This window comes from Nocardioides sp. BE266 (assembly GCF_031457855.1).
Lineage (GTDB): Bacteria > Actinomycetota > Actinomycetes > Propionibacteriales > Nocardioidaceae > Nocardioides.
In genome coordinates, this window is the sequence record NZ_JAURTI010000009.1 from 18,197 (window position 1) to 45,188 (window position 26,992).

Here is a 26,992-nt window from a genome sequence, read left to right on the forward strand (position 1 = left end):
TCACCCACCGATGTGGCGGCCCATCCACTCCTCGACGTCGGCCGACGTGCGGGGGAGCGAGGCGGAGAGGTTCCGGTTTCCGTCGGCGGTGACGAGGATGTCGTCCTCGATGCGGATGCCGATGCCGCGCAGCTCCTCGGGGACGAGCAGGTCGTCCTCCTGGAAGTAGAGCCCGGGCTCGACGGTCAGGACCATGCCCTCGGCGAGGTCGCCCTTGGGGTAGATGTCGACCGACGAGCGACCGCAGTCGTGGACGTCCATGCCGAGCATGTGCGAGGTGCCGTGCAGGGTCCAGCGGGCGTAGACCTTCGACTCCGGGTCGAGCGCCTCCTCTGCGGAGACCGGGAGCAGGCCCATGTCGGAGAGGCCGTGGGCGAGGACGTCCATCGCGGCGTTGTGGGCGGCGAGGAACGCGGCCCCCGGACGTACGGCGTCGATGCCCGCCTGCTGCGCCTTCTGGACGAGGTCGTAGAGGTCGCGCTGCAGCGGCGTGAAGGTGCCGTCGACGGGGAGCGTGCGCGTGACGTCGGCGGTGTAGAGGTTGTGGCCCTCGACGCCCATGTCGAGCAGCACCAGCTTGCCGGGCTCGATCGAGCCGGTGTTGTCGATCCAGTGCAGCGTCGTCGCGTGCGAGCCGCCGGCGCAGATCGAGTCGTAGCCGATGTCGTTGCCCATCGCGCGGGCGCGGCGGAAGAAGGTGCCCTCGATCCAGCGCTCGCCGAACTCGCGCACCCGGTCCCACTCACGCACCGAGTCCTCGAAGCCGAGCGTGGTGATGTCGCAGGCCTGCTGGAGCTCGCCGACCTCCCACTCGTCCTTGACCAGGCGTAGCTCGTCGGCGACGCGGGCGAGGTCCTCGTCGGTGGTGATGTCGCGGGTCTTGCGGTCGTCGTCGAAGGACGGCAGGTCCTTGACGTGGCGCACCTCGATGCCGAGGGAGTCCGAGATCTCCTGTGCCGACGGGCGGCGCCCGGCCCAGAGCTCGCCGTACTGGCGGTCGCGGAAGAACTCGTCGGTGTCGCGCTCGGAGCGCGGGCGGGCGTAGAGCACCGACTCCCCGTCCTCGACGACGAGCACGGCGTCGCTGGTCTGGTTGCCGGTGAAGTAGGCGTGCGCGGTGTCGGCACGGAAGCGGTAGTCGGTGTCGTTGGCCCGCACCTTGTAGGTGCCGGCGGGCAGCACCAGCCGCTCGCCGGGGAACGCCTCGGCCAGCTTCGCCCGACGGGCGGCCGCCCAGTCGGCCACCGCGTGGCGCGGCAGCTCGAGGTCGCGGTTGCCCCAGCCCTCGCGCATGAATGCTGCGTAGGCGGCGGGGACGGCCGGGTCGTGCGACTCGGTCTTCGGCTGGTCGCCGGCGGTCTGGGCGGTCTCGGCGGGGTTCTCGGCAGTCGGCTCGCTCACGCCGCCACTGTACGACGCGCGCACGCGCGGGCACGAGGCGGACGAGGACCCTCGCAGGGGTGCGGCGGAGGGTGACGACGGTCGCTGCTCCGTTAGGGTCAGGGGCATGCATCGGGGTCGTCGCGACAGTGTTGCCTTCACCGTCGTGGTGGGCATCCTGGTCCTGCTCGGCGGGATCGCGATGGCGCTGGTCATCGGCCTCTCCGGCGCGCCCGGTTCGCTGGCTCTCGCCGCCCTGCTGGCCGCGGTTCCCGTCGGTCCGCTCGTGGGCTGCTTCATGTGGCTCGACCGCTACGAGCCGGAGCCGCGCAACCTCCTCGTCGCCGGCCTGCTGTGGGGCGCGTTCGTCGCCACCGCCGCGGCACTGGTGTTCCAGGGCATCGGGATGGCGGGCGGTGCGACCGAGCGCGACAGCCTCTCGGTCGTCGCGCCGATCACGGAGGAGGCCACCAAGGGCTTCTTCCTGCTGCTGCTCCTGTGGTGGCGCCGCCACGAGCTCGACGGCGTCCTCGACGGCATCGTGTACGCCGGCATGGTCGGCATCGGCTTCGCCTTCACCGAGAACATCCTCTACCTCGCCGCGGCCTACGACGGCACCGACGGCATCGGCCCGGGCGGCACCACGGCGCTCACCGGCACCTTCATCCTGCGCTGCCTGATCAGCCCGTTCGCCCACCCCTTCTTCACCGTCTTCACCGGCATCGGCGTCGGACTGGCCATCGCCTCGCGCCGCCTGGTCGTGCGCCTCCTCGCGCCGGTCGCCGGGTTCGCGATCGCCGCACTCCTGCACGGCCTCTGGAACACCTCGACCCTGTCGGGCACGGGCCACTTCTTCGTCGTCTACGGCACGCTGATGCTCCCCGCCTTCCTCGGCGTGGTCGCCTTCGCGATCTACCGCCGTCGCTCCGAGCGCCCGCTGCTCGCGCTGGCGCTCCAGGACGCCGCCGACCGCGGCCTGCTCCCGGCCACCGACATCCCGTGGCTGGTCGACCTCCGCGCGCGTCGCGGTGCCCGACGCTGGGCACGCCAGGCCGGTGGGCCACAGGGCGAGCGCGCGATGCGCGAGTACCAGGCCGCCGCCGTCGAGCTCGGCTACCTCCACCACCGCTACCTCCGCGGCACCGCGCCCGACGACTTCAGCGTCCGCGGCCAGGAGCACGTCGAGCAGCTGCGGCGGATCCGGCCCTACATCTCCTTCCCCGGACAGGTGGTGCCCACCCGATGAGCGAGCACGAGCCGGAGCAGCCGACCGGCGAGCAGGTGACCGAGCACTCCGACGACGCGGCGGACCAGACGCCGTTCCCCGGTCGTCGTACTCCTGACGCGACCACCGCGATGGTGACCGCGCTGGTCCGCCTGCGCGGTGCGCTCCAGGAGGCCCGACTGCCGCTCGAGCTCCCGGGCGCCGAGGACCAGCGGGCCTCGCAGGCCGAGATGGTCGACCAGCTCGAGGACTACGTCATCCCGCGCCTGATGACCCTCGACGCGCCGCTGCTCGCGGTGGTCGGCGGCTCCACGGGCGCCGGCAAGTCGACGCTGGTCAACTCGCTCGTCGGCACCCGCGTGACGATCCCGGGTGTGCTGCGGCCCACCACCCGCTCGCCCGTCCTGGTCCACCACCCCGACGATGCGAAGTGGTTCGGCCAGGACCGCCTCCTCCCCGAGCTCGAGCGGGTCTCGCGCCAGACCAACGACCCCGAGGCCCTCCAGCTGGTGTCGTCGACCGCGATGTCGCCGGGCCTGGCGATCCTCGACGCCCCCGACATCGACTCCGTCGAGGAGCGCAACCGGGTGCTCGCCGCCCAGCTCCTCGCCGCCGCCGACCTGTGGCTCTTCGTCACCTCCGCCGCGCGCTACGCCGACCAGGTGCCGTGGGACTTCCTCCGCAAGGCCGCCGAGCGCTCGGCCGCGGTCGCGATCGTGCTCGACCGCACCCCGCCGGACGCGGTCGACACCATCTCCACGCACCTCGCCCGGATGCTCGCCAGCCGCGGTCTCAAGGACTCTCCGCTCTTCAGCGTGGAGGAGGGCCCGGTGTCCGACATGGGCCTGCTGCCCTCGTCGTCGGTGATCGAGATCCGCCAGTGGCTCCAGGCCCTCGCGGAGGACCAGGAGGCTCGCGCGGCCGTCGTGCAGCAGACCCTGGACGGCGCGATCCGAACCCTCGGTCGTCGTACCCACACGGTGGCGGACGCCGCGACCGAGCAGACCGAGGCCGTACGACGCCTCCGCGACGACGCCAACGACGCCTACGACCGGGCCGTGACCGCGGTCGGCGAGGCCTCCGCCGACGGCACCCTCCTGCGCGGAGAGGTGCTCGCCCGCTGGCAGGAGTTCGTCGGCACGGGCGAGCTGCTGCGCTCGCTGGAGACGCGCGTCGGCTGGATCCGCGACAAGGTCGTCAACGCGGTCAAGGGCAAGCCGCAGCAGGCCGAGCGCGTGACCGTCGCCGTCGAGTCCGGTCTCGAGACGTTGATCCTCGAGCACGCCGAGGCCGCCGCCGAGCGCGCCGAGGCGTCGTGGCACAGCACTGCCGCCGGCCAGATCCTGCTCAAGGACGCGGGGGAGGACCTCGGCCGGGCGTCCCGCGACTTCCGACGCAAGGCCGAGCGCGCCGTGCGCGACTGGCAGTCCGACGTGCTGGAGATGGTCCGCACCGAGGGCGCCGACAAGCGCTCGACCGCGCGGTTCCTGGCGTTCGGCGTCAACGGCCTGTCGGTCGCGCTGATGGTCGTGGTGTTCGCGCACACGGCCGGCGTCACCGGTGCCGAGGCCGGCATCGCCGGAGGCTCGGCCGTGCTCGGCCAGAAGCTCCTCGAGGCGGTGTTCGGCGACCAGGCCGTGCGCTCGCTCGCCGACCGTGCGCGCCGCCGCCTGGAGGCGGCCGTGGGCGAGCTCCTCGACTCCGAGCGACGGCGCTACACCGACCTGCTCGACAGCCTCCAGGTCGCCCCGGAGGCCCCCGAGCGGATGCGCGCGGCGGCCCGCAAGGTCGACGACCTGCGGTATGCCGCGACGCACACCACCCAGGTTTCGGTGACCGAGGACACCGAGCCCTAGGGTTAAGGGTCCAAGTCCGCAAAGTGGCCGTGAGGGAGTCATGACGTCGTTGCTCGAAGGGGCCAAGAAGCTGGTCACCAGGAGCTCTGACATCGGTGCCCGCGTCGACGGCCTCGAGCGTGCCGCGGCTGCCGCGCGCGGACGCGTGGACGACGCCGTCGTCGACGACGCGACCGCGGTCGCCGCCCGCGCGGCCGGACGACTCAGGCTCTCCGCCGACCACACCGTCGTCGCCCTCGCCGGTGCGACGGGGTCCGGCAAGTCCTCGACCTTCAACGCCCTCACCGAGCTCGAGCTCGCGGCCGTCGGCGTCCGCCGTCCCACCACCTCGTGGGCGACCGCCTGCGTGTGGGGCAAGGAGGGCGCCGAGGAGCTCCTCGAGTGGCTCGGCATCCCCGCCCGCCACCAGGTCACCCGCGACTCGATGCTCTCCAAGGGCGACGAGGACGCCGAGATGCGCGGCGTGGTCCTGCTCGACCTCCCCGACCACGACTCCACCGAGGTCTCCCACCACCTCGAGGTCGAGCGACTCGTGCGGCTCGCCGACATGCTGGTGTGGGTCCTCGACCCGCAGAAGTACGCCGACGCCGCCATCCACGACCGCTTCCTCAAGCCTCTCGCGGGGCACGCCGACGTGATGCTGGTCGTGCTCAACCACATCGACACGGTGCCCGAGAACCGGCGCCAGTCCATGCTCGACGACGTACGCCGCCTGCTCGAGGCCGACGGCCTCGCCGGCGTGCCGGTGCTGCCAGTCAGCGCCCGCCAGGGCTGGGGCGTCGACGAGCTGCGCGCGCTCATCGTGAAGCGGGTCGCGGAGAAGAAGGCCACCCGGGCGCGCCTCGAGGCCGACGTCCGTGCCGCCGCGCAGCGCCTCCAGGCGGAGGTCGGCAGCGGCAAGGCGCCGACGCTCTCCCCGGAGCGCGTGGCCGCCCTCGACGACGCCTTCGCCGACGCCGCCGGCGTGCCGATCGTGGTGCAGGCCGTGGCCGACTCCACCCGGATCCGCGCCAACCGCGCCACCGGCTGGCCGGTCACGGCGTGGTTCTCCAGGCTGCGCCCCGACCCGCTCAAGAGGCTCCACCTCGACCTCGGCTCCTCCGGCAAGGAGCTCACCGGCACGGCGCGCACGTCCGTGCCGCGCGCGACCGGTGTGCAGAGTGCCCGCGTCGACCGCGAGGTGCGCGCCCTGGCCGACCAGGTCGGCGAGGGGATGGCGCCGTCGTGGGCCACCGCCGTGCGCGCGGCCTCGGTGTCGCGGCTGCCCGACCTCAACGACCGGCTCGACCGGGCCGTCTCCGCGACCGATCTCGGCGCCGCGAAGATCCCGGTGTGGGCCGGTCTGGTCCGGGTCCTGCAGTACCTCCTCATCCTCTCCGCCATCGTCGGAGCAGGCTGGCTGGCCCTGCTGGCGCTGGGCTCCTATGCCCGGCTCCCCGAGCCTCCGACGCCGGAGTTCGGGGCCTTCCCGCTCCCGACGCTGCTGCTCATCGGCGGGATCGGCCTGGGTCTGTTGCTCGCACTGGTGTGCCGCTGGCTGGTGTCGGCGACCGCGAAGACGCGCGCCCGCACCGCTGACAAGCGGCTGCGCGACGCGATCTCGGAGGTCTCCGGCGAGGTGGTCGTCGAGCCGATCCAGGCCGAGCTGACGTCGTACGCCGCCGTGCGCGACGGGTTGTCGGCCGCGCTGAAGTAGGCCGGCAAACGTCCACAGGGACGGCTGTTCGCGAGTTGTCCCCAGCCTGCTGGTGCTTGTGGTCGGCACTGTCGGCCGTGCTGACGAGCCTTTGCTGAGCGCGGCGGACCGACCGCCGCCGACACAGGAGGCATCGTGCGATGAACGACACCCAGATCACCCTGACCGGCTGGATCGGCGGCCCGGTCACGCTCCGCGAGCTCAGCGACGGGCGCCAGGTCGCCTCGTTCCGCGTGGCCTGCACGCCCTCGCGATTCCGCGACGGTGAGTGGGTCAAGGGCACCACGTCCTGGCACACCGTCAAGGCGTGGAACCGGCTCGCCGGCCACGTGGCTCAGTCGCTCGCCAGCGGTGACCCCGTCGTGGTGCAGGGGCGGCTGGTCGCCGACCTGTGGGAGCGCGAGGGCCGGCCCCAGACGTCCTACGAGGTCGTCGCCAGCGCCGTGGGCCACGACCTCTCCCACGGCACGACGACCTTCACCAAGCCGGTGCCGGTCGAGGCCGGGGTCGAGACCCGCGCCGACGAACGCGTCCCGCAGCCGACGGAGCAGGCGGCCGCCTGAGCCACGACCAGGACGGTGACGACCCGTCCGCCGGGTCGACCGGGTCGTCACGCGTGCCGTCGATCAGGGCTCGTACGACACCCATGCGTCGTTGCGGACGAGGTCCTCGAGCTGGTCCAGCGTCAGCGGCGGCTGCGTCGCCGACAGCGGCGAGTCGGCCCCCCACTTGTCGTCGAGCGTGTTGGCGCTCGCGGCATAGACAGTGCCGCCGTCGCGGCGCAGCACCACCTCGGTCATCACCGTGCCGCCCCAGCGGTTGGTGCGTCGCCGCCCGACGACGGTGCCCTGCTCGTCGCGGATCTGGGCGCACGTCGTGCGTCCGGAGAACTCCGCTTCGCAGCTGATGTCGGAGTCCGGTCCGCTCGGAGCGACGACGACCTCGTCACCCTCCGGCACCTCGACGCACGAGGTGGCCGACGAGAGCTCGGGCGCTTCGCAGCCGCGATCGGTGCCGCTGGTGGGTGCGACGGAGGTGCCTTCCTCGGTCACGGTGATCGGCTCGTCGACGTACGGCGACAGGATGACGTTGAGCGAGCCCGGGCCGGTGGCGCCCGACAGCTGGGAGCTGATCCACCCGTGGGCCGGACCGCCCTCGGGGGTGTCCGCCTCCAGCGGTCCCGGGTCGGTGACGGTGATGCCGTCGGGGAGGATCGCCTCCACGGTGGTGACCATCTCGGTGGCCGGCATGTCCCACCAGCCGCGAGGTGCCTCGGGGAGCGGGGCCGGTCCCGGGGTGGCGACGAGGTCGCTGCCGTCGCGGGCAGCGTCGCCGTTGCCGGGCAGGACCTGCTGTGCCGCCACGGCGGCGAGCACCGTCGCGGCTACCGCGGTCGACGCCAGCACGACGCGGCGGCGCGTGCGCAGCCGGCGGCCACGGGCCAGCGCGGCTGAGGACAGGTCGAGAGGAGGTCGGGTGCCCGACATCGCGGAGTCGATGACCCCGCGGACGTACTGCTCGTCGGACTCGGGCGTGGGCGTGGCGTCGGTGCGCTGGATGGTCATCGGTGTGCCTCCGGGGACAGGATCGGTTCGCGCACGTCGCCGAGCTGGGTGCGCAGCGCGGCCAGGGCGCGCAGGGAGCGGTTCTTCACGGCAGCGCTGCTCAGGTGCAGCGCGTGGGCGGTCTCCTCCACGGAGCGGTCCTCCCAGTAGCGCAGCACCACGACCGCGCGATCGATCGGCGCCAGCGTGCGGAGTGCCGCGAGCAGGGTCAGCCGGAGCGCCGGGTCCTCGTCCTTCGCCTCGGCGTCCTCCGGAGCGGCGACCGCCACCTCGGTGCTGCTGCGTCGTCGCCGGTCGCTCAGGAACGTCTTCAGCACGATCCCGCTGACGTAGGCCGTCGGGTCGTCGGCGGCGCTCACGCGGCGCCAGTTGACGTACGCCTTGGCGAGCGCCGACTGCAGCAGGTCGTCCGCGGCGGCCGACGAGGTCGTCAGCAGCCAGGCCTTCCGGTGGAGCTGCGGTGAGGCGGAGGCGACGAACGAGGTGAACTCCTCGTCGTCGCGGGTGCTCCCTCGCATCGGTCCCCCTTCTGCGGGCCTCCCCGATGGAGGCCGTCACCCTGCTCGACGCGGCGGGAGCCCGGTTGGTCTCAGGGTAGGCGCGATTGTCTGTGCGCAGGCCGTTCCCCGTAGGCTCGCCCGCATGGCTGAGTACGTCTTCACGCTGCGCAACGTGCGCAAGGCCCACGGTGACAAGGTCGTCCTCGACAACGTCACCCTCTCGTTCCTCCACGGCGCCAAGATCGGTGTCGTCGGACCGAACGGCGCGGGCAAGTCCACGCTGTTCAAGATCATGGCCGGGCTCGAGCACGCCAACAACGGCGACGCGATCAAGGACCCCGAGGCGACGGTCGGGATGCTCCAGCAGGAGCCCCCGCTGACCGAGGGCAAGACCGTCCTGGAGAACGTCGAGGAGGCGGTCGCCGACGTCAAGGCGAAGATGAAGCGCCTCGAGGACGCCTACATGGAGATGGGCGACCCCGACGCCGACCAGGACGCCCTCATGCAGGAGACCGGCGACCTGCAGACCGAGCTCGACAACATCAACGCCTGGGACCTCGACAGCCGTCTCGACCAGGCCATGGACGCGCTGCGCTGCCCGCCGCCCGACGTGCTGGTCGACAACCTCTCCGGGGGCGAGCGCCGCCGCGTCGCGCTGTGCAAGCTGCTCCTCGAGCAGCCCGACCTGCTGCTCCTCGACGAGCCCACCAACCACCTCGACGCCGAGTCGGTCCAGTGGCTCGAGGGCCACCTCAAGTCCTACCCGGGCGCCGTCATGGCGATCACCCACGACCGGTACTTCCTCGACAACGTCGCCGAGTGGATCGCCGAGGTCGACCGCGGCAAGATCCACGGCTACGAGGGCAACTACTCGACCTACCTCGAGACCAAGCGCGAGCGCCTCAAGGTCGAGGGCCAGAAGGACGCCAAGCGCGCCAAGATGCTCGAGAAGGAGCTGGAGTGGGTCCGCTCCAACGCCAAGGCCCGCCAGACCAAGAGCCGCTCGCGTCTCGCGCGCTACGAGGAGATGGCGGCCGAGGCCGACCGGATGCGCAAGATCGACACCTCCGAGATCAACATCCCGGCCGGTCCGCGCCTCGGTGACATCGTGCTCGAGGCCGACGACCTCGGGAAGGGCTTCGAGGGTCGCCAGCTCATGCACGACCTGTCCTTCAAGCTCCCGCGCGCCGGCATCGTCGGCGTCATCGGCCCCAACGGCGTCGGCAAGACCACGCTGTTCCGGATGATCACCGGCTCGGAGGAGCCCGACGAGGGCAAGCTGACCGTCGGCCAGACCGTCAAGCTGTCCTACGTCGACCAGAGCCGCGGTGGCATCGACCCGAACAAGAACGTCTGGGAGGTCGTCTCCGACGGCCTCGACTTCATCAAGGTCGCCAACTTCGAGATGAACAGCCGCGCGTACGTCGCGTCGTTCGGCTTCAAGGGCCCCGACCAGCAGAAGAAGGCCGGCGTGCTCTCCGGTGGTGAGCGCAACCGCCTCAACCTCGCGCTCACGCTGAAGATGGGCGGCAACCTGCTGCTCCTCGACGAGCCCACCAACGACCTCGACGTGGAGACCCTGTCCTCGCTCGAGGACGCGCTGCTCGACTTCCCCGGCTGTGCCGTGGTCACCTCGCACGACCGGTGGTTCCTCGACCGCGTCGCCACCCACATCCTCGCCTGGGAGGGCGACGACGAGGACCCGGCGAAGTGGTTCTGGTTCGAGGGCAACTTCGCGTCCTACGAGGAGAACAAGGTCGAGCGCCTCGGCATCGACGCCGCGCGCCCGCACCGGGTCACGCACCGCCGCCTCACGCGCGACTGAGACGAGCAGTCGGCCGCGAGGAACGAGCGGCCGGCGTGGGCTCGGCCAGGTCGAGTGAGCACGCGACCGAGGAACGAGGTCGCGCAAGGCTCGTATCGAGACCCGGCCGGGGAGCGGCTACCTGATCTCCGACTCCGGGTGGCGGGTGACCAGGTGGTCGGCCACCCGGTCGAAGACCCGACCGACGGCCGCGAAGTCCTCGTCGGCGACCAGGTCGACGAGGTTGCGCCGCACGCTCTCCACGTGGCACGGCGCGGCCTTGACGAGCAGCTCGTAGCCCTGGGCCGTCATCGTGGCGACCACGCCGCGGCCGTCCTCGGGGGTCGTCCCACGGGTGACGTAGCCGACCGCCTCCATGCGGGCGACGGTGTGCGTCACCCGGCTGCGCGAGTGCGCCATGGCGTCGGCGAGCTGCGCCATCCGCATCGCGCGGCCCGGGCGCTCGGAGAGCCGGACGAGCACTTCGTACTCGGTCAGCGACATGCTGAACTCACGCCGCAGGTCGTCGTCGAGGCGCTCCTCGAGCAGCGTCATGCCCATCATCAGCGCTCGCCACGAGTGCTGCTGGACGTCGTCGAGCCAGCGAGGCTCCCCCGGGGTGGTCATAGGGGGCAGCCTAGTGTCAGGAGAGGCGCTCGAGGATCAGCGCCATGCCCTGCCCGCCGCCCACGCACATGGTGATCAGGCCGGTGGACTTGTCGTGCCAGTCCAGGCTGTTCAGCATCGTGTTCTGCAGCCGGGCACCGGTCATGCCGAACGGGTGGCCGACCGCGATCGCGCCGCCGTTGACGTTGAGCCGGTCGAGGTCGATGCCGAGGTCCTGGTAGGACGGGACCACCTGCGCCGCGAACGCCTCGTTGATCTCCACGAGGTCGATGTCGCCGATGGACATCCCCGCGTACTTCAGCGCGTTTTTGGTCGCCTCGACCGGGCCGAGGCCCATGATCTCGGGGGAGAGGCCCGAGACGCCGGTGGACACGATCCGCGCGAGCGGCGTCAGGCCCAGCTCGGCGGCCTTGGTGTCCGACATGACGACCACCGCGGCCGCACCGTCGTTGAGCGCGCAGCAGTTGCCGGCGGTGACCACGCCGTCGGGGCGGAACACCGGATCGAGGCCGGCGATGGCGTCGTACGTCACTCCGGCGCGGGGGCCGTCGTCCTTGGTGACGACCGTGCCGTCGGGCGTCGTGACCGGGGTGATCTCGCGCTCCCAGAAGCCGTCGGCGATGGCCTTCTCGGCGAGGTTCTGCGAGCGGACGGCGAACTCGTCGAGCTCCTTGCGGTCGAGGCCGCGCAGGCGGGCGACGTTCTCGGCCGTCTGGCCCATCGCGATGTAGATGTCGGGGAGATTGCCGTCCTCGCGCGGGTCGTGCCAGTCCTGGCCGCCCTGGGCGAGCTCGTCGGTGCGCGCGCCGGCGTCGTCGAAGAGCGGGTTGCGGGTGCCGGGGATGTGGTCGGAGGTGCCCTTGGCGAAGCGGGACACGGTCTCGACGCCCGCGGAGACGAAGATGTCGCCCTCGCCGGCCTTGATGGCGTGGAAGGCCATCCGGGTGGTCTGCACGGAGGAGGAGCAGTAGCGGGTGATCGTGGCGCCCGGGACCTCGAGGCCGAGGAGGGTCGTGACGACGCGGGCCATGTTGTTGCCCGACTCGCCGCCGGGCAGGCCGCAGCCGAGCAGCAGATCCTCGATCGTGGCCGGGTCGAGCCCGGGGATCTTGTCGAGCGCGGCCTGGACGACGAGCGCGGTGAGGTCGTCGGGACGGAAGTCCTTGAGCGAGCCCTTGTTGGCGCGGCCGATGGGGGAGCGCGCTGCGGAAACGATCACTGCCTCGGGCATGGGAGAACTCCGGTTACTCGTCGGTCACTGTCTCCTCGCAGACTAGTCCGCGAGGCCTCCGTCAGGCAGTGCCGGGGTTGGTGCCGAGGCCCGCGAGCATGCTCTCGACGCTCTCGACGACGAACGCGCGCCGCCGGCGTACGGGCAGCATCAGCGACGCCAGCAGCACGCCGTCCAGCGCGGCCACGAGCGTCTCGGCGGACTGCCCGCCGTCCTTGCCCGCGGCCGCCAGCACCTCGCGGACCATCCCGACCAGGTCGTCGCGCCACTCGAGGAACCTCTCGGCGAGGTCCCCGTCGCGGGTGGCGGCGATGCTCAGCTCCAGGCGCGCCGTGAGCACGTCGGGGTGCTCCAGCCACCCCAGCAGCAGCCGGGACACCTCGGCGGTGGCGCGCTCGTGGTCGCCGGGGCAGGTCGCGAGGCGGGCGCCCATCGCCTGCACGTCGGCCGACATCCGCGCTGCCACGAAGTCCCCGAGCGCGCCGATCAGCGCGTCACGCGTACGGAAGTAGGCCGACGAGCTGCCCTCGGACAGGCCCGCTTCGCGGTCGACCGCGCGGTGGGTGAGCCCGCGGTTGCCCTGCCGGGCGAGCACCGTGGTCGCCGCGGCGAGGATCTCGCGCCGTCGCGGCGACAGCTCCTCGGTCGCTGGGCTCACCGTGCTCCCTCCCACTGCTGGCTCCGGTGACGCAGGACACTACCGGCCGGACTTGACCTACAGGTGTAGAAGCGTATGCTTCTACATACGTAGAAATTCTTCACCTGTAGAAAGGAACCGATCATGCAGCTCATCGACCCCACCGCCGTCATCACCCTCCTGGTCGCCGTCGGCATCGCCGCCCTGGCCGCCCTCACGATGGCAGCGGTCGCGCTCCCGTCCACCCTCCGCGTGACCCGCAAGGACCGCCAGGCCCGCCACGAGTCCATCCCGGCCTACTACGGGAAGCTCCACTTCGCGGCCTGAACGGCGCCCCGCCACTGGCTGACACCGCAACGCCCCGACCGTCTGCTTTCTGCGACGATCGGGGCGTGCGCCATTTGTACCGCTGCCCGCTCCGGTGGGCCGACCTGGACCTGCTGGGCCACGTCAACAACGTCACCTACGTCGACTACCTCCAGGAGGCGCGGGTGGACATGTTCCGCACCCACGCGCCGGACAGTCGCAGCGAGGACCTCGCCGAGGGCGTCGTGGTCGTCCGCCACGAGGTCACCTACGTCTCCTCGCTCACCTTCTCCTTCGAGCCCGTCTCCATCGAGTGCTGGGTCACCGAGATCCGCGCGGCGAGCTTCACCATGGCCTACGAGATCTTCGAGGAGGACGAGGCCGGCGACCGCACGGTCTTCCTGCGCGCCCGCACCGTGCTGACGCCGTACGTCTTCGCGAGCGAGCGCCCGCGCCGCCTCCACGACGAGGAGAAGGAGTCGCTCGGCCGCCTGCTGGAGCCGGAGGAGCCGGTCCGTGCGGTGAAGGCCCCCGAGGTCGTCGAGGTCCCGGGAGGGGAGTACCCCGTCCACGTCCGGTTCTCCGACGTCGACGTCTACGGCCACGTCAACAACGTGAAGTACTTCGAGTACTTCCAGGAGGCGCGCATTCAGCTGATGGTGGCCCAGGGGCGCGAGCTGGGCTCGGGCTACCACCTCGTCGTCGCGCAGACCGACGTCGACTACAGGCGCCCGATCCTGTTCCGCGCCGAGCCCTACGACTGCCGGACGTGGGTGTCTCACATCGGCAGCACGTCGGTCGTCTTCGAGTCGGTCGTGCGCGACGGCGACGAGCTGCTCGCCCGCGCCAAGGTGGTCGGCGTCTGCATCGACAACGAGACCGGTCGTCCGGCGCCCGTGCCCGAGGAGTTCCGCGCCTTCGTCACCGGGTGAGGCTCACTCCAGGGTGTTGACCATGAACTGGGCGGCGTGGGTGACGTAGTCCCAGAACCGGGCGTCCTGCTCGGGCGTGAGCTCGGCGGCGTCGAGGCCGGCGCGGAAGTGCACCAGCCAGCGCTGGGCTGCCGCCGGCGTGACCTCGAACGGCGCGTGCCGCATCCGCAGCCGCGGGTGCCCGCGGTTGTCCGAGTACGTCGTCGGGCCGCCCCAGTACTGCATGAGGAACAGCGTGAACCGCTCCTCGGCGGGACCGAGGTCCTCCTCGGGGTACATCGGACGCAGGACGTCGTCGGTGGCCACACCCTCGTAGAAGCGGTGCACGATGGTGCGGATCGTCTCCGCCCCACCGATCTCGTCGTAGAAGGTGTCGCTCACGGCTCCATTGTCCCGGTCGGCCCACACGCAGCGCGGGTCGGGGCTACGCGTCGTCGGTCGGCTCGGCGTGTGCGGCCGACGGCGCGCTCTCCTGCCAGGCGACGCGCTGGGCCACCGCGAGGTTGATGCCCTCGAGCTCGAAGCGCGACTTGACCCGCTCGCGCATCGTCCGCGCCACGGCCCACTGCTCGAGCGGGGCGGTCTTCAGCGTGACCCGTACGACGATGCCGTCGACGCCCAGGGACTCCACGCCCCAGACCTCGGGCTCCTCGATGATCACCCCGCGGTAGTCGTCGTCCTCCCACAGGTCGTGGGCGACCTCCTCGAGCACGCGGCGCACGTGGACGAGGTCCTCGGTGTAGCCGACGGTCACGTCGAGCACGGTGCGCGCCCAGTTCTGGCTCATGTTGCCGACCCGGAGGATCTCGCCGTTGCGGACGTACCAGACGGTGCCGTTGACGTCGCGCAGGCGCGTGACCCGCAGGCTGACGGCCTCGATCGTGCCGGAGGCCTCCCCGACGTCGACGACGTCGCCGACGCCGTACTGGTCCTCGAAGATCATGAAGATGCCGGACAGGAAGTCCTTCACCAGCGCCTGCGAGCCGAAGCCGAGCGCGACGCCGATGATGCCGGCGCTGGCGATCAGCGGGGCGATGTCGTAGCCGAGCTCGGAGATGAACATCAGCGCGATGACCGTGAACACGACGCCGCTGACGATGCTCTTGAGCAGCGAGCCCATCGTGGCGGCGCGTTGCACCCGACGAGTGAAGCCCGGGTCCTCGCGGAGGTTGAGGGCGGCGCCCATCTTGCCGCCGCTGATGGCGCGGCTGAGGCGGTTGGGCAGCACGCCGACCTCGGCGCGCTTGATGATCCGGTCGATGACCCGGTGGAGCAGCCACCGGACCAGGAGTCCGATCAGGATCAGTCCCAGCAGGGCCGTCGGCTTGCCGACGACCCAGTCGACCACGTCGGCCAGGCCTTCGTTGCCGGTGCGGTCGAGGACCCAGTTGCAGAGGACTCCGTCGGTGCACGAGGTCAGGGGGATGGTCTCGCTCCCGGAGACCTCGGTCACGTTCATGATCGGGGTGATGAGGGGGTGAGGCATGCCCGCCAGTATGCAGATAGCCTTGTACCCGTGAGCACCCCCGTCAGCGACTCCCACTCGTCCCGGCGACGTCTCCGCGCGCTCGTCCTGGCCGGCGCCCCGGCGCTGGCGCTGCTGGCCGCGCCGGCCCACGCCGAGATGGCCGAGGGCTGGGCACCGGTCGTCGACGTCGACGACCTGCATGCCCTCATGCTCCTCGTGGGCGGCCCGCTGCTGCTGTTCGTGCTGATCGCCCTGGCGGTCTACCTCCCCGCGATGATCCGCGGCGAGCGCCTGCTGCCCGACCACTCGGCCGGCGAGGGCCAGTGGATCGGCGGCCCCCGCCAGGGTGTCGCCGAGCTCCCCGCCGCCGACGGCGAGGACTCCCGAGCAGGTGGCGCCAGTGGCAGCTGGTGAGCTGCTGAGCGAGTCCGACCGGCTCGCCCTCGACCGGGTCATCCGCCTGGCCGAGCAGTCCAGCCGCTTCGAGTTCTCGGTCTACGTCGGCCCCGCCGAGGGCGACGACACCCGCGCGTACGCCACGCGCCTGCACAACCGGCTCGTCGCACCCGCGCGCAGCGTGCTGATCCTCGTCGATCCGCGCCGCCGGGTCACCGAGGTGGTCACCGGTGGTGACGTACGACGCCACCTGAGCGACGCCGAGGTCGAGCTCGCCGTCGTGTCGATGACCTCCGAGTTCGGCGCCGGCAACCTGCTCGCCGGCCTCCAGCGTGGCGTCGCCATGCTCGCCGACCACGCCCGCCCCCAGAACACCCTCCACGCCGGCTGATTGGCGCTCGCTCCGCGAGCGCGGGCTGGGGAGGCTGGGGCGATCCGGGCCCGAATGCTGACCGGGCACTTCGTGCCCGTCTGAAATGGTGACCGGGCACTTCGTTCCCGTGATGAGGAACGAAGTGCCCGGTCAGTGGGCCGGACGGGCACGAAGTGCCCGGTCGGTCAGCTGGCGTCGTACGCCTGGGCGGTGAGGGCCCGGGCGATCTCCGCGCGCGCCTCGCCGATGTAGCGCTTGGCCTGCTTGGGCGCGTCGGAGGTGGCGAGCCACTCGTCGAGGCGGGCGAGGGTGGCCTCGGAGCCGAGGGGCCTGGGGAAGCCGTACTCGAGGACCGTCGAGGCCTTGTGGAAGCCCAGCACGTCGACGAGGGTCTCCGAGGCGGTGAGGAACTTCTCGAGGTAGGGCTCGAGGACGTCCTCCTGGCCGAAGCGGAAGATCGAGAAGGCGATCTCGCGTGAGGTCTCGTTGGGCGTCGTCGGGTCGACGATCGCTGCCCAGGCCGCCTCCTTGGCCTCGGCCGTGGGCTGGGATGCCCGGGCCGCAGCTGCCTGCTCCTTGCCGGAGATGGTCTTGTCGACCTCGAGCTCGGCGTCGATCTCGGCGTCGCCGAAACGGCCGGACTTCGCGAGCGCGGTGATCAGCACCCAGCGCATGTCCTGGTCCATCGCGAGGCCCTCGACCGTGAACGACCCGTCGAGCAGGTGGATCAGGTCGTCGAGGGCGGCGTCGCTGTGGGCGGCGCCGGCGAAGGACCGGGCGAAGGTCAGCTGGTGGTCGCTGCCGGGCTCCGCGGCGAGCATGAGCTCGCGCAGGCCGGCCTCCCACGTCGCCTTGAGCTCGGGACGGTGGGCCGGGTCGGAGTAGAAGCTGACCGCCAGCGCCGTGGAGGCGGGGATGCGGGTCACGGCCCACGCGTCGCTCTCCTGGCCGATGTTGGCCAGCACGAGGTCGACCCAGTCGCGGGTGCGCATCTCGCCGTCGCGGGTCATGTCCCACGCCGCACCCCACACGATCGCGCGGGGCAGCGAGTCCTCGAAGGTCGACAGGTCGGAGATCGCCGTCGCGAGGGAGCGCTCGTCGAGGCGGATCTTGGCGTAGGCGTGGTCCTCGTCGTTGAGCAGCAGCAGCGCCGGCTGCTTGACCCTGACGAGCTCGGGGACCTCGGTGCGGTCGCCCTCGACGTCGATCTCGAGGTAGTCCCGCCGGACCAGGCGGCCGTCGACGTCGTCGTACAGGCCGATGCCGAGGCGGTGACGCCGCAGCGTCGGCCAGTCGGGGTGCGCCGACTGCGCGACGGCGAAGGAGGAGTACGTGCCGTCCTCGGCCAGCTCGAAGGCCGGGGCGAGGGTGTTGACGCCCGCGGTCTGCAGCCACTCCTGGGCCCAGCTGTCGAGCTCGCGCCCGGACGCCTTCTCGAGGGTGGCGAGCAGGTCCTTGAACTCCGGGTTGCCGTACTCCCAGTCCTTGAAGTAGGTGCGCAGGCCCTCGAGGAAGGGCTCGATGCCGACCCACGCGACGAGCTGCTTGAGCACCGAGGCGCCCTTGGCGTAGGTGATCATGTCGAAGTTGACCTCGACCGCGTGGAGGTCGACGTTGTCGGCCGCGATCGGGTGGGTCGAGGGCAGCTGGTCGGCGCGGTAGCCGGTCTGCTTGCGGGCGTTGGCGAAGCCGGTCCACGCGTCGTCGAACTCGGTGGCGTTGGCCTCGCACCAGTAGCAGGCCCACTCGGCGAACGACTCGTTGAGCCAGAGGTCGTCCCACCACTTCATGGTGACGAGGTCGCCGAACCACATGTGCGCCATCTCGTGGGTGATGACGGAGGCGCGGAACTCGAAGAACGAGCGCGGCTGGCGGCTGCGGGGGAGGTACTCGTCGCGCAGCGTCACGCAGCCGGCGTTCTCCATGGCGCCGGCGTTGTACTCAGGGACGTAGAGCTGGTCGTACTTCCCGAAGGGGTAGGGGTAGTCGAACTGCTCCTCGAAGAACTCGAAGCTCTGCTTGGTGAGCTTGACCAGCTCGGCCGTGTCCATGTGCTCCTTGAGCGACTGGCGGCAGTAGTGGCCGAGCGGGATGGTGCCGAACTTGCCATCGTAGGTGTCGAACTCACCGTGGTACTCACCGGCCACGATGGCCGTGATGTAGGTCGACATCCGCTTGGTGGTCGGGAAGCTCCAGACCGCGACGCCGTCCCCCGCGGGGGTCGGCTCGGGGGTCGGTGCGTTGGACACGACCACCCAGTGGGAGGGGGCGGTGACGGTGAAGGTGAAGACCGACTTGAGGTCGGGCTGCTCGAAGGTGGTGAACACGCGGCGCGCGTCGGGCACCTCGAACTGGCTGTAGAGGTAGACGCGGTCGTCGACCGGGTCGACGAAGCGGTGCAGGCCCTCGCCGGTGTTGGAGTAGGCGCAGTCGGCGGTGACGACGAGCGTGTTGGTCGCCTCGAGGTCGTCGAGCGCGATGCGGCTGTCGACGTACGCCGTCGCGGGGTCCAGGGTGCGTCCGTTGAGGGTGATGTCACGCACGGTGGGCGCGACCAGGTCGGCGAAGGTGCTCGACCCGGGCTCGCGGCAGGTGAACTCGAGGGTGGTGACGGAGGCGAAGGTGGTGTCTCCGGTGGTCAGGTCCAGGGCCACGTCGTACGACGTGACGTCCAGGAGGGCGGCGCGGGTGGCGGCCTCGTCCCGGGTGAGGTTGGTTCCAGGCATGGGCGCATCCTGCCACCCGGGTGGGCGACCCGCCCCTTGCCGGTCGGTCACGACTTCGTCTCACGATGTAACTGACTGTGACACTTCTGTTGACGAACCCGCGCTGACTCGGCAAGTTGGTGGTCACAACCGCACAAGCACCTGTCTCCGGGGAGGGAAGACAATGCTCACTGCTCGTACTCTCGCGCGCCGTCTCGGCCGCGTGATCGCCGTGGTCGCGCTGGCGACCGGGACGGCCTCCGCACTGCCGGCGCCGGCCCAGGCCGACCCGATCGTGCCGATCGACTGGAAGGTCGACGTCACCTCGCACCTGGTCAAGCTGAACAAGGACCTCGTCGTGCCGACGGGGACCTTCAAGGGCGGCTTCGACGTCGCCACCTGGCAGCTCACCGGCGCGCTGGCCCTGCCCGAGGCGACCTCTCGCCTCGACCTCGGCTCGCTGCCGCTGGCCAAGGTCACCCTGGCCATGGAGCAGACCGCTCCGGTCACCGGCGGGGTCGACCTGTTCACCATGACCGGCACCGCCCGGTCCACCTTCAACGTCCGCATCCTCGCGATCCGTCCGATGCTCACGCCGTGGGTCAACCTGGTGAACCCCGCCTGCGTCACGCGCACGCCCGTGGTCGCCGACCTCGGCGGCAAGGTCGACCTGCAGCTCGGCAGCACCTTCACCGGCACCTACGACCTGCCGAAGTTCACCGGCTGCGGCCTCGGTGTCACCGCGATCGTCAACCAGATCGTGTCGGGGTCGGGCAACAGCCTCACCGCGAAGTTCACGCCCGCGCACTGACGCGGCCCACGAACAGGTGGCGGGCGGCCCGCCGGGAGGGTCGGGCCGCTCGCTGCCGAGGGCGCGGAATAGTCGGGAGCGGTCGTGAATTGTGGTCAACATGGCTACCGCTGACCTCTGGTTCGACCCGCTCTGCCCGTTCGCCTGGATCACCTCGCGCTGGATCCGCGAGGTCGAGCAGGTCCGTGACATCGAGGTGCAGTGGCACGTGATGTCACTGGCGTACCTCAACAAGGACAAGGACATCCCCGACGGCTACCGCGAGATGCTGGCCGGCAAGGAGAAGCCGGTCCGGGTGGCGATCAAGATCGCGCAGGAGTACGACAACAAGACCCTGGGCGACTGGTACACCGCCATCGGCACCCGCCGCCACAACAACGGCGAGGAGCTCTCGCAGGAGACCGTCGCCGCGTCGCTGGCCGACGTCGGCCTCCCGGCCGACCTCATCGAGGCCTGGGACGACGAGTCGCTCGACGACGCCGTCGCGAAGAGCCACCACGAGGGCATGGACGCGGTCGGCGACGACGTGGGCACGCCCACCATCCACATCAACGACTCGGCCTTCTTCGGCCCCGTCCTGTCGAAGATCCCGCGCGGCGAGGAGGCCGGCGAGCTCTGGGACGGTGCCGTCGCCGTCGCGAAGTTCCCGTACTTCTACGAGCTCAAGCGCTCGCGCACCGGCGAGCTCGACTTCTCCTGACCCTCGTCCGGCCCGGTGCCGGACCCATCGTGATCACGGACGCCACCCGGGGAAACCGGGTGGCGTCCGGTCACTAGGCTTGCGCCCATGACTCGTGTCCTGTCCGCCGTCGCCTGGCCGTACACCAACGGCCCGCGCCACATCGGCCACGTCGCCGGTTTCGGCGTGCCCTCCGACGTCTTCAGCCGGTTCATGCGGATGGCGGGCCACGACGTGCTGATGGTCAGCGGCACCGACGAGCACGGCACGCCGATCCTGGTGCTCGCCGACAACGAGGGCATGCCCGCGCGCGAGCTCGTCGACAAGTACAACCAGGTGATCGTCGACGACCTCTGCGGACTGGGACTGTCGTACGACCTCTTCACCCGTACGACGACGGGCAACCACTACGCGGTGGTGCAGGAGATGTTCGAGACCTGCCGCCGCAACGGCTACATGGTCGAGGAGACGACGCAGACCGCGATCAGCCCCTCGACCGGTCGCACCCTGCCCGACCGCTACATCGAGGGCACGTGCCCCATCTGCGGCTACAAGGAGGCCCGGGGCGACCAGTGCGACAACTGCGGCAACCAGCTCGACCCCACCGACCTGATCGACCCGCGCTCCAAGATCAACGGCGAGACGCCTGAGTTCAAGGACACCCAGCACTGGTTCCTCGACCTGCCCGCGCTCGCCGACGCGCTGGGCGAGTGGCTCGACCAGCGCGAGGCGACCGGCCTCTGGCGCCCCAACGTCATCAAGTTCAGCCAGAACATCCTCAAGGAGATCCGGCCGCGCGCAATGACGCGCGACATCGACTGGGGCATCCCGGTGCCGGGCTGGGAGGACCAGCCGAGCAAGCGGCTCTACGTCTGGTTCGACGCGGTCATCGGCTACCTGTCGGCGTCGATCGAGTGGGCGCGCCGTCTCGGCGAGCCCGACAAGTGGCGTGAGTGGTGGAACGACGCCGAGGCGGAGTCGTACTACTTCATGGGCAAGGACAACATCGTCTTCCACTCCCAGATCTGGCCGGCCGAGCTGCTGGCCTACAACGGCCAGGGCGACAAGGGCGGCGAGCCGGGCACGTTCGGCACGCTCAACCTGCCGACCGAGGTGGTCTCCAGCGAGTTCCTCACCTTCGGCGACTCGCAGTTCTCCACCAGCCGCGGCAACGTGATCTACGTCGGCGACTTCCTGGCCCGCTACGGCCCCGACGCGCTGCGCTACTACATCTGCGCCGCCGGCCCGGAGACCTCCGACGCCGCCTTCACGTGGGCCGACTTCGTCACCCGCAACAACTCCGAGCTGGTCGCCGGCTGGGGCAACCTGGTCAACCGCACCGCGACGATGGTCGCCAAGAACTTCGGCGAGATCCCCGCGGCCGGGGCGCTGGAGGAGGTCGACGAGCAGGTGCTCGCCACCGTCCGTGAGGGCTTCACGACGGTCGGCGGGCTGATCGAGAAGCACCGGCTGCGCGCCGCGATCGCCGAGGCGATGCGCGTCGTCGGCGAGGTGAACAAGTACCTCACCGTCACCGAGCCCTACAAGATGAAGGACCAGTCGCAGCGCGAGCGCCTGGCGACCGTGCTCCACGTGGCGGCCCAGTGCGTGAGCGACTGCAACACCCTGCTCTCCCCGTTCCTGCCGCACTCCGCCAACCAGGTGCACGCCGCGCTCGGCGGCGAGGGCGAGCTCATGCCGATGCCCCGCGTCGAGCAGGTCGAGGAGCTGGAGCCCGACAACGGTGCCGGCCACGTGTCGTACTCCATCATCACGGGGGAGTACTCCGGCACGCCCGCGTGGGAGTCGCGGCCCGTGACGGTCGGTGCGCCGGTCGCGAAGCCGACGCCGATCTTCACCAAGCTCGACCCGTCGGTGGTCGAGGAGGAGCTCGCGCGGTTCGGCGCCTGAGCCGAGGGCGGCCTGACTAGGCTCTGCGGCATGTCCTCCGAAACCGCCGAGATGTACCTGCCGCACTTCGTGGTGAAGCAGAAGCTCACCATGATGATCAACCGCTACGAGATCTCGGAGTCCGACGAGGCGGGCAACCCGACCCGGCTGATGGCCCTGGCCGAGCAGAAGCGGATGGCGTTCAAGGAGCAGGTCACCTTCTACTCCGACGCCGGCAAGTCGCGGCCGGTCTTCGGGTTCAAGGCACGCAAGAAGCTCGACCTCAACGCCGGGTACGACATCACCGACGAGGGCGGCGCGCAGATCGGCTACTTCAAGAAGGACTTCGGCGCCTCGCTGCTGCGCTCGACCTTCCACGTGGAGGGCCCCGGCTACACGGGCACCGGCCAGGAGCGAAACCAGGTCGTCGGACTGCTGCGCCGTTTCACCGACGTCGACTTCCTGCCGATCCACTTCGACTTCCTCGACCCGAGCGGCCAGCCGCTGTTCTCCGTCGAGCGCAAGATGTCGATCGGCGACCGCTACCGCGTCACCGTGCCCGACCAGCGGGTCGACTTCCGGGTCGCTGCGGCGATCGCGGTCGGCCTCGACGCGCTCATGTCGCGCTGAAGCGCGTCGTGGCGATGTATCCCGAGGTCCGCGCGGCCGTCGCGGCGGACACCACGCCCGACCTCGCCGCGCCCGGGTTCGACCTCGCCGCGCACCGCGAGCAGCTGCGCCGGTTCAACCTGCGCCAGCCGCGCGAGGAGGTCGCCTCGGTCGAGGACGTCGACGCAGACGGGGTGCCCTGCCGGCTCTACACGCCGGCCGACCCGCTCCCGGGCCTCGCGGTCCACGCGCACGGCGGCGGCTTCGTGCTCAACGACGTCGACGTGCACGACGGTGTCTGCCGCCGCTTCGCCAACAGGCTGCGCCGGCCGGTGCTGAGCGTGGACTACCGCCGCCCGCCCGAGGCGAAGTTCCCCGCGGCGCCCGACGACCTCGACACGGTGGTCGGGTGGCTGCGCCGCGAGGGCCCGCCCGGGCCGTACGCCGCCCACGGCGACTCCGCCGGCGCCAACCTCGCGCTGGTCGCGGCGCTGCGCAACCCCGGCTTCTTCCGGGTGGTCGCGCTCATCTACCCCTTCCTCGACCCGCGCAGCAGCTTCCCGTCCTGGTCCGAGGGCGCCGAGTGGGGCTTCGACCCGTCGGAGGCGACCTGGTACTGGGAGCAGTACGCCCGCTCCGAGGCCGACTACGACGACCCCGACCTCGCGCCGCTCCTCTCCGACCGGCTCGACTCCCTGCCGCCGACGTTCGTCGCCACCGCCGAGCACGACCCGCTGCGCGACGAGGGCGAGGAGCTCGCGCGGCGGCTCGCCGAGGCCGGCGTCGAGACGGTCGGCATCCGCTGCCTGGGTCAGACCCACGGCTTCTGGAGGCACGCGCAGTTCACCGCCTCCGAGCCCCTGGTGCGCCAGGTCGCCGCCTATCTTGACCAGCATCTGGGCTGAGGGATCGGGTTGTCTCCCAGCATCGCCGTGCACTTCCATCCTGGCTGGCCGCACGGCGACCGCACCGTCATCGAGGCGATCGCGCGTGACGGCGCCTATCGCAGTCAGTGGGTCACCGGTACGTCCAACGGTGGGCTCACGGCAGCGCCCGGCGGGCATCGATGGCTGTGGGAGAGCAGGCTCTTCGCCGGCAGGTACGACGACGCCGATCCTGGCGCGCGACCGGTGTACGGCGCGTGGAACCGTCACGACGACCCCTACGGCGCCTCTCCGCGCTTCGGGTCGGCTTACCTCCGGCTGAGGTCAGAGGCAGTGGCGAGGTCGACGTTCTGCTGGCCCGACAGCGTCTACGAGCCGCGGGCGATCGGTGGCGCCGAGAAGCTGGAGGAGCTGTGCCGGCTCGCAGACGCCGGTCGACTGGATCCCCACCTGCTCCCGGCGACGGCGGCCGACCTCCCGCTCGACGACCCGTTGAACGACTACGTTGAGGCCCACGTCCACGACGGCCTGGACCTGGGCAGCGACGTCGAGGCCCTCGTCGTCGACCCCTCCGACCTGGACGAGCACACCGGCTCGCTCGCCGCCTTGGGCGCCCTCGGCATCCGGGTCGAGACACACCCGGGTTACGAAGTGGACGCCGCCGACATCGCGGAGGACTACCGCGGCGAGGTCCCGGTGCGGCTCGCGCGGCGCCTCGGTGGAGGGGTCACCCCGGCTCGGCTCGCCGCGGCTGCGCTGAGCGGCGAGCACGATCCACAGGCGGTCAAGTGGCTGTGGCACTGCCTGGCCCGCTTCGGTCGTGCTGTCTGAGGGTCGGCCGACGCCGTCGTCGTCCCACCCCTCTGGAACACTTTCCCCATGCGCGTTCACCTGGGTTCCGACCATGCCGGCCTCGAGCTGAAGGACCACCTCATGACCTGGCTGGTCGACCACGGCTACGAGCCGGTCGACCACGGGCCGTTCGTCTACGACGCGCTCGACGACTACCCCTGCTTCTGCCTGCGGGCCGCCGAGGGCGTGGCGGGCGACCAGGCCGAGGGCATCGAGAGCCTCGGTGTGGTGATCGGCGGTTCCGGCAACGGCGAGCAGATCTCCGCCAACAAGGTCGAGGGCATCCGCTGTGCGCTGGTGTGGTCGGAGGAGACCGCCGCCCTCGCGCGCGAGCACAACGACGCCAACGTGGTCTCGGTCGGTGGCCGGATGCACTCCGTCGACGACATGACCCGCTTCGTCGAGGTCTTCCTCACGACCCCGTTCAGCCACGACGAGCGCCATGTGCGCCGCATCGGCCAGGTCAGCACCTACGACGAGACCAAGGAGTTGCCGCCCCTCCCGGAGTCGGCGCTGCGCGGGCCGGATGCCTGAGGGGCACACCCTCCGTCGGCTCGCCGACGACCTGACCGCTGCGTTCGCCGGGCGCTCGGTCCGCGTCGCCTCGCCCCAGGGCCGCTTCGCCGCCGACGCCGAGCAGATCGACGGCCTCCACTTCCTCGGAGCCGACTCAGCCGGCAAGCACCTGTTCATCGAGCTCGACGGCGACCGGTTCGTCCACGTCCACCTCGGCCTGATCGGCCAGTTCGACGTGCACACCGGTGTCGAGGAGGTGCCCGCACCCGTGGGTGCGGTGCGGCTGCGCCTCGTCACGGTCCCCGTCGACGGCGCGCCGACGGCGTACGCCGACCTCCGCGGCGCCATCCTGTGCGACCTCGTCGGCCCCGCCCGGCGCGAGGAGATCCTGGGGCGGCTCGGCCCCGACCCGCTGCGGGCCGACGCCGACCCCGACCTCGCGTGGAGCCGGATCTCGCGCAGCCACCGGCCGATCGGCGACCTGCTCATGGACCAGAAGGTCCTGGCCGGCGTCGGCAACGTCTACCGGGCCGAGGTGCTCTTCCGGCACCGCATCCACCCCCTGCGCCCCGGCAACACCCTGCGCGTCGGCCAGTGGCGGGCGATGTGGGCCGACCTGGTCGAGCTGATGGCCGAGGGCGTGCGGTCCGGGCGCATCGACACCGTGCGCCCCGAGCACACCCCCGAGGCGATGGGTCGGCCGCCGCGCAAGGACGACCACGGGGGCGAGGTCTACGTCTACCGGCGCACGTCGATGCCCTGCCTGCTGTGCGGCTCGACCATCCGCACGGGTGAGCTCGTGGGACGCAACATCTTCTGGTGCCCCAAATGTCAACCAACCTTCCGCTCCCGCGCCGTACGATCTGCCAGCAACACCCCTGAGACGTCGCGAGGAGCTCGGCCATGAGTTCTTCCGCTGAGCGCCGTACGAACACCGGCACCGGCTCGCGGGTCAGCGCCGCCTTCGGCCGGGTGGTGCCGCGGGGCACGCGGATGCTGTCGGCGCTGGTGGTCTCGACCGTGCTCATCGGGCTGGCGATCTGGCAGTTCGAGACGTACGCCCCGCTCGTCACGCTTCTGGTGCCGCTCGTGGTCTCCAGCCTGGTGCTCGGCCCGCGCCAGCTGCCGTGGTTCGTGGTCTTCGTGCTGCTGATCCTCGCGGTCGTCGTGCCGACGCAGGAGATCACCGTCCGCACGACGGTGGCCGTCGTCATCATGTTCGGCCTCGGGTTCCTGGTGCTGCTCTCGTCCTTCCGCCGGTCGCGGCTGGGCGTGGCGGGCATCCAGGGCGAGCAGATGTTCGTCGACCTCCGCGACCGCATCCTGCGCCAGGGCGGCATCCCCGCCCTGCCCCCGGAGTGGTACGCCGCTGCCGAGCTGCGCTCCGCCGGTGGCACGCCCTTCGCCGGCGACTTCGTGGTGGCCTCGCGGGTCGGTGACCGGCTCGAGGTGGCGGTCGTCGACGTGTCGGGCAAGGGCCAGGGCGCCGGCACGCGCGCGCTGCTGCTCTCCGGCGCGATCGGTGGCCTGCTGAGCGCACTGCCACCCAGCGAGTTCCTCGCCGCCGCCAACACGTTCCTCCTCCGCCAGGACTGGGACGAGGGCTTCGCGACCGCCATCCACCTCTCCCTCGACCTCACCACCGGCCGCTACGACCTCCGCACCGCCGGCCACCCGCCCGCCGCGCTGCGCCACGCGGGATCGGGTCGCTGGGAGGTCGTCGAGACCGAGGGCCCGGTGCTCGGGCTCATCGACGACGCCACCTACGACGCCACCTCGGGGCAGATGCGCCCGGGCGACGCGCTGCTGCTCTACACCGACGGCATGGTCGAGACCCGCAACCGCGACATCAGCCTGGGCATCGACAAGATGCTCGGCCAGTTCGAGCGGCTGCTGCGCGGCGAGTTCGAGGGTGGGGCGTCCCGGCTCGTGGAGGCGCTGGGATCGCGCAACGACGACGCCGCGCTGCTGCTGGTCCACCGCCGCTGAGCGCGGGCCGGGCCGAATGGGGAGGGTGCCCGACGGTGTGGCACCATGACTCCCGCACCGG

Annotated in this window: 27 protein-coding genes; 18 read left to right on the plus strand and 9 right to left on the minus strand. The window is 71.1% G+C overall.

Translation table 11 applies throughout. The annotated features are described in order from the left end of the window. Complete coding sequence (locus J2X46_RS21235; RefSeq protein WP_310254118.1) at positions 1-1,401, minus strand: aminopeptidase P family protein; 1,401 nt, start codon at positions 1,399-1,401, stop codon at positions 1-3. Between the two features lie 106 nt (positions 1,402-1,507). On the opposite strand from J2X46_RS21235, the gene J2X46_RS21240 reads away from it, so the two are divergent. From J2X46_RS21240 to J2X46_RS21255, 4 genes are all read left to right on the plus strand, one after another. Then, the gene (locus tag J2X46_RS21240; protein ID WP_310254120.1) at positions 1,508-2,626 is read left to right on the plus strand and encodes a PrsW family intramembrane metalloprotease; all 1,119 of its coding nucleotides are present in this window, start codon (positions 1,508-1,510) and stop codon (positions 2,624-2,626) included. Further along, the gene (locus J2X46_RS21245; protein WP_310254122.1) at positions 2,623-4,461 is read left to right on the plus strand and encodes a GTPase domain-containing protein; all 1,839 of its coding nucleotides are present in this window, start codon (positions 2,623-2,625) and stop codon (positions 4,459-4,461) included. Before J2X46_RS21240 ends, J2X46_RS21245 begins: the two co-directional genes overlap by 4 nt. 40 nt (positions 4,462-4,501) lie before the next feature. Next, positions 4,502-6,157: a YfjP family GTPase gene (locus J2X46_RS21250; protein ID WP_310254124.1), complete on the plus strand. Its 1,656-nt coding sequence runs from the start codon at positions 4,502-4,504 to the stop codon at positions 6,155-6,157. A 140-nt stretch (positions 6,158-6,297) separates the two neighbouring features. After that, positions 6,298-6,720, plus strand: coding sequence for a single-stranded DNA-binding protein (locus tag J2X46_RS21255; RefSeq protein ID WP_310254126.1), 423 nt, complete (start codon positions 6,298-6,300; stop codon positions 6,718-6,720). A gap of 63 nt (positions 6,721-6,783) precedes the next feature. Here the strand turns inward: J2X46_RS21255 and J2X46_RS21260 are convergent, their stop codons facing one another. Together J2X46_RS21260 and J2X46_RS21265 are read right to left on the minus strand one after the other, a co-directional pair. Beyond that, a complete protein-coding gene (locus J2X46_RS21260) occupies positions 6,784-7,722 on the minus strand; it encodes a hypothetical protein (RefSeq protein ID WP_310254128.1) in 939 nt (312 codons plus the stop codon). Further along, entirely contained in the window at positions 7,719-8,240 is a 522-nt protein-coding gene (locus J2X46_RS21265) for a SigE family RNA polymerase sigma factor (RefSeq protein ID WP_310254130.1), read from the minus strand. The genes J2X46_RS21260 and J2X46_RS21265 overlap by 4 nt, the downstream gene beginning before the upstream one ends. Positions 8,241-8,364: 124 nt before the next feature. Between J2X46_RS21265 and ettA the strand changes: the two genes are divergently transcribed. After that, positions 8,365-10,047, plus strand: a complete 1,683-nt coding sequence (ettA, locus tag J2X46_RS21270; protein WP_310254132.1) for an energy-dependent translational throttle protein EttA — start codon at positions 8,365-8,367, stop codon at positions 10,045-10,047. Positions 10,048-10,164: 117 nt separating this feature from the next. Here ettA and J2X46_RS21275 read toward each other — a convergent pair whose 3' ends face one another. The 3 genes from J2X46_RS21275 to J2X46_RS21285 form a co-directional block, all read right to left on the minus strand. Beyond that, positions 10,165-10,653, minus strand: coding sequence for a MarR family winged helix-turn-helix transcriptional regulator (locus J2X46_RS21275; protein WP_310254133.1), 489 nt, complete (start codon positions 10,651-10,653; stop codon positions 10,165-10,167). Positions 10,654-10,669: 16 nt separating this feature from the next. Beyond that, positions 10,670-11,884 carry an acetyl-CoA C-acetyltransferase gene (locus J2X46_RS21280; RefSeq protein WP_310254134.1) on the minus strand — a complete coding sequence of 405 codons (1,215 nt, stop codon included), beginning with the start codon at positions 11,882-11,884 and terminating at the stop codon, positions 10,670-10,672. A gap of 61 nt (positions 11,885-11,945) precedes the next feature. Next, complete coding sequence (locus J2X46_RS21285) at positions 11,946-12,542, minus strand: TetR family transcriptional regulator (protein ID WP_310254136.1); 597 nt, start codon at positions 12,540-12,542, stop codon at positions 11,946-11,948. 123 nt (positions 12,543-12,665) lie between these two features. On the opposite strand from J2X46_RS21285, the gene J2X46_RS21290 reads away from it, so the two are divergent. Together J2X46_RS21290 and J2X46_RS21295 are read left to right on the plus strand one after the other, a co-directional pair. After that, on the plus strand, positions 12,666-12,848 hold the full coding sequence (locus tag J2X46_RS21290) for a hypothetical protein (protein ID WP_310254138.1): 183 nt from the start codon (positions 12,666-12,668) through the stop codon (positions 12,846-12,848). Positions 12,849-12,913: 65 nt separating this feature from the next. Continuing rightward, a complete protein-coding gene (locus J2X46_RS21295) occupies positions 12,914-13,759 on the plus strand; it encodes a thioesterase family protein (protein ID WP_310254140.1) in 846 nt (281 codons plus the stop codon). A gap of 3 nt (positions 13,760-13,762) precedes the next feature. On the opposite strand, the gene J2X46_RS21300 is transcribed toward J2X46_RS21295, so the two are convergent. Both J2X46_RS21300 and J2X46_RS21305 read right to left on the minus strand, forming a co-directional pair. After that, positions 13,763-14,140 carry a globin gene (locus J2X46_RS21300; RefSeq protein ID WP_310254142.1) on the minus strand — a complete coding sequence of 126 codons (378 nt, stop codon included), beginning with the start codon at positions 14,138-14,140 and terminating at the stop codon, positions 13,763-13,765. Positions 14,141-14,183: 43 nt separating this feature from the next. Then, positions 14,184-15,245 (minus strand): mechanosensitive ion channel family protein, encoded by a 1,062-nt coding sequence (locus tag J2X46_RS21305; protein WP_310254144.1) that lies wholly within the window; start codon positions 15,243-15,245, stop codon positions 14,184-14,186. Positions 15,246-15,275: 30 nt separating this feature from the next. Between J2X46_RS21305 and J2X46_RS21310 the strand changes: the two genes are divergently transcribed. Both J2X46_RS21310 and J2X46_RS21315 read left to right on the plus strand, forming a co-directional pair. Continuing rightward, a complete protein-coding gene (locus tag J2X46_RS21310) occupies positions 15,276-15,641 on the plus strand; it encodes a hypothetical protein (protein ID WP_310254146.1) in 366 nt (121 codons plus the stop codon). Then, positions 15,628-16,014 (plus strand): DUF5130 family protein, encoded by a 387-nt coding sequence (locus tag J2X46_RS21315; protein WP_310254147.1) that lies wholly within the window; start codon positions 15,628-15,630, stop codon positions 16,012-16,014. The genes J2X46_RS21310 and J2X46_RS21315 overlap by 14 nt, the downstream gene beginning before the upstream one ends. 167 nt (positions 16,015-16,181) lie before the next feature. Here the strand turns inward: J2X46_RS21315 and pepN are convergent, their stop codons facing one another. Beyond that, positions 16,182-18,722 carry an aminopeptidase N gene (pepN, locus tag J2X46_RS21320; RefSeq protein ID WP_310254149.1) on the minus strand — a complete coding sequence of 847 codons (2,541 nt, stop codon included), beginning with the start codon at positions 18,720-18,722 and terminating at the stop codon, positions 16,182-16,184. Between the two features lie 163 nt (positions 18,723-18,885). On the opposite strand from pepN, the gene J2X46_RS21325 reads away from it, so the two are divergent. The 9 genes from J2X46_RS21325 (at position 18,886) to J2X46_RS21365 (ending at position 26,931) form a co-directional block, all read left to right on the plus strand. Continuing rightward, the gene (locus J2X46_RS21325; RefSeq protein ID WP_310254151.1) at positions 18,886-19,512 is read left to right on the plus strand and encodes a hypothetical protein; all 627 of its coding nucleotides are present in this window, start codon (positions 18,886-18,888) and stop codon (positions 19,510-19,512) included. 100 nt (positions 19,513-19,612) lie between these two features. Beyond that, complete coding sequence (locus J2X46_RS21330) at positions 19,613-20,212, plus strand: disulfide bond formation protein DsbA (RefSeq protein ID WP_310254154.1); 600 nt, start codon at positions 19,613-19,615, stop codon at positions 20,210-20,212. 87 nt (positions 20,213-20,299) lie between these two features. Beyond that, positions 20,300-22,102, plus strand: coding sequence for a methionine--tRNA ligase (metG, locus tag J2X46_RS21335; protein ID WP_310254156.1), 1,803 nt, complete (start codon positions 20,300-20,302; stop codon positions 22,100-22,102). A 30-nt stretch (positions 22,103-22,132) separates the two neighbouring features. Beyond that, positions 22,133-22,711 (plus strand): hypothetical protein, encoded by a 579-nt coding sequence (locus J2X46_RS21340; RefSeq protein ID WP_310254158.1) that lies wholly within the window; start codon positions 22,133-22,135, stop codon positions 22,709-22,711. 14 nt (positions 22,712-22,725) lie between these two features. Beyond that, positions 22,726-23,595 (plus strand): alpha/beta hydrolase, encoded by an 870-nt coding sequence (locus J2X46_RS21345; RefSeq protein ID WP_310254329.1) that lies wholly within the window; start codon positions 22,726-22,728, stop codon positions 23,593-23,595. A 27-nt stretch (positions 23,596-23,622) separates the two neighbouring features. Beyond that, entirely contained in the window at positions 23,623-24,405 is a 783-nt protein-coding gene (locus J2X46_RS21350) for a DUF3626 domain-containing protein (RefSeq protein ID WP_310254159.1), read from the plus strand. Positions 24,406-24,453: 48 nt separating this feature from the next. Next, entirely contained in the window at positions 24,454-24,960 is a 507-nt protein-coding gene (locus tag J2X46_RS21355) for a ribose-5-phosphate isomerase (protein WP_310254161.1), read from the plus strand. Then, positions 24,953-25,849, plus strand: coding sequence for a DNA-formamidopyrimidine glycosylase family protein (locus J2X46_RS21360; protein ID WP_310254162.1), 897 nt, complete (start codon positions 24,953-24,955; stop codon positions 25,847-25,849). The genes J2X46_RS21355 and J2X46_RS21360 overlap by 8 nt, the downstream gene beginning before the upstream one ends. Beyond that, positions 25,846-26,931, plus strand: coding sequence for a PP2C family protein-serine/threonine phosphatase (locus tag J2X46_RS21365; protein ID WP_310254163.1), 1,086 nt, complete (start codon positions 25,846-25,848; stop codon positions 26,929-26,931). Before J2X46_RS21360 ends, J2X46_RS21365 begins: the two co-directional genes overlap by 4 nt. Positions 26,932-26,992 lie beyond the last annotated feature (61 nt).

Coding starts and splice junctions, on each gene's coding strand:
- J2X46_RS21240 (WP_310254120.1), top strand. CDS start 1,508: ATGCATCGGGGTCGTCGCGACAGTGTTGCCTTCACCGTCGTGGTGGGC.
- J2X46_RS21245 (WP_310254122.1), top strand. CDS start 2,623: ATGAGCGAGCACGAGCCGGAGCAGCCGACCGGCGAGCAGGTGACCGAG.
- J2X46_RS21250 (WP_310254124.1), top strand. CDS start 4,502: ATGACGTCGTTGCTCGAAGGGGCCAAGAAGCTGGTCACCAGGAGCTCT.
- J2X46_RS21255 (WP_310254126.1), top strand. CDS start 6,298: ATGAACGACACCCAGATCACCCTGACCGGCTGGATCGGCGGCCCGGTC.
- J2X46_RS21260 (WP_310254128.1), bottom strand. CDS start 7,722: ATGACCATCCAGCGCACCGACGCCACGCCCACGCCCGAGTCCGACGAG.
- J2X46_RS21265 (WP_310254130.1), bottom strand. CDS start 8,240: ATGCGAGGGAGCACCCGCGACGACGAGGAGTTCACCTCGTTCGTCGCC.
- ettA (WP_310254132.1), top strand. CDS start 8,365: ATGGCTGAGTACGTCTTCACGCTGCGCAACGTGCGCAAGGCCCACGGT.
- J2X46_RS21275 (WP_310254133.1), bottom strand. CDS start 10,653: ATGACCACCCCGGGGGAGCCTCGCTGGCTCGACGACGTCCAGCAGCAC.
- J2X46_RS21280 (WP_310254134.1), bottom strand. CDS start 11,884: ATGCCCGAGGCAGTGATCGTTTCCGCAGCGCGCTCCCCCATCGGCCGC.
- J2X46_RS21290 (WP_310254138.1), top strand. CDS start 12,666: ATGCAGCTCATCGACCCCACCGCCGTCATCACCCTCCTGGTCGCCGTC.
- J2X46_RS21305 (WP_310254144.1), bottom strand. CDS start 15,245: ATGCCTCACCCCCTCATCACCCCGATCATGAACGTGACCGAGGTCTCC.
- pepN (WP_310254149.1), bottom strand. CDS start 18,722: ATGCCTGGAACCAACCTCACCCGGGACGAGGCCGCCACCCGCGCCGCC.
- J2X46_RS21325 (WP_310254151.1), top strand. CDS start 18,886: ATGCTCACTGCTCGTACTCTCGCGCGCCGTCTCGGCCGCGTGATCGCC.
- J2X46_RS21330 (WP_310254154.1), top strand. CDS start 19,613: ATGGCTACCGCTGACCTCTGGTTCGACCCGCTCTGCCCGTTCGCCTGG.
- metG (WP_310254156.1), top strand. CDS start 20,300: ATGACTCGTGTCCTGTCCGCCGTCGCCTGGCCGTACACCAACGGCCCG.
- J2X46_RS21340 (WP_310254158.1), top strand. CDS start 22,133: ATGTCCTCCGAAACCGCCGAGATGTACCTGCCGCACTTCGTGGTGAAG.
- J2X46_RS21345 (WP_310254329.1), top strand. CDS start 22,726: ATGTATCCCGAGGTCCGCGCGGCCGTCGCGGCGGACACCACGCCCGAC.
- J2X46_RS21355 (WP_310254161.1), top strand. CDS start 24,454: ATGCGCGTTCACCTGGGTTCCGACCATGCCGGCCTCGAGCTGAAGGAC.
- J2X46_RS21360 (WP_310254162.1), top strand. CDS start 24,953: ATGCCTGAGGGGCACACCCTCCGTCGGCTCGCCGACGACCTGACCGCT.
- J2X46_RS21365 (WP_310254163.1), top strand. CDS start 25,846: ATGAGTTCTTCCGCTGAGCGCCGTACGAACACCGGCACCGGCTCGCGG.